Source organism: Paracoccus litorisediminis, from assembly GCF_009711205.1.
Taxonomy (GTDB): domain Bacteria; phylum Pseudomonadota; class Alphaproteobacteria; order Rhodobacterales; family Rhodobacteraceae; genus Paracoccus; species Paracoccus litorisediminis.
The window spans coordinates 1-673 of record NZ_WMIG01000071.1 but is presented as its reverse complement, the minus strand read 5'-3'; the positions used below and the strand labels follow the sequence as shown (position 1 = coordinate 673).

The window sequence follows — 673 nt, the reverse complement described above, 5'->3', positions numbered from 1 at the left end:
TTTCGAATTCCTCGGGCGGAGGGTAGCTGAGGGCTGAATGCAGTCTTCGGGTATTGTAGACCTGCTCGATGAACACCGGCAATCGGCCGGCGACATCGGCGAAGGTTTCGTATCCGGCGAGATAGACCTCCTCGACCTTCAGGGTCTTCATGAAACTCTCGGCCTGGGCATTGTGATAGGGGTTCCCGACGCTGCTCATCGAGCCCAGCAGACCAGCAGCGTCCAGAGCGTCGCGATAGAGTTGGGATGCGTATTGGCAGCCCCTGTCCGTGTGATGAATGCATCCCGGCGCCGGCCTCCTGCTCGTGACGGCTGATTGAAGCGCGGCCAACGCCAGCGGTGTGTCCAGGCGCTGCGACAGCGCGTAACCAACGACCTTGCGACTGCAGGCGTCGAGGAATGAGACCTTGTTCGCCATTGGTTCAAGAACAATGGTCGAGTGCGAGGTAGCAGAAGCCCTGGGCGACCCGAATGTAGGTAAAGTCCGCCACCCAGACCTGGTCGGGCCGCTCCGGGATCCTGTTTCGATAGAGGTTAGGATGGATCGGCTGGTCATGGCGGCTGTCCGTCATGCGTATATAGCGCCGCCGCGGTTTGACCCCCAATCCAGCCAACCGCATGATCCGCGCCACTTTCTTGTGGTTCACGATGAGCCCCCGGCGGCGCAACTCAT

At 60.6% G+C, this 673-nt stretch carries 2 protein-coding genes; both read right to left on the bottom strand.

Features of this window, described 5'->3' with window-relative positions:
- A partial coding sequence (locus GL300_RS26095; RefSeq protein WP_170297823.1) for a DDE-type integrase/transposase/recombinase occupies positions 1-418 on the bottom strand: 418 nt, incomplete at its 3' end.
- 4 nt (positions 419-422) lie between these two features.
- Positions 423-673 (bottom strand): IS3 family transposase (locus GL300_RS26090; protein ID WP_155042585.1); only part of this gene is annotated, 251 nt, incomplete at its 5' end.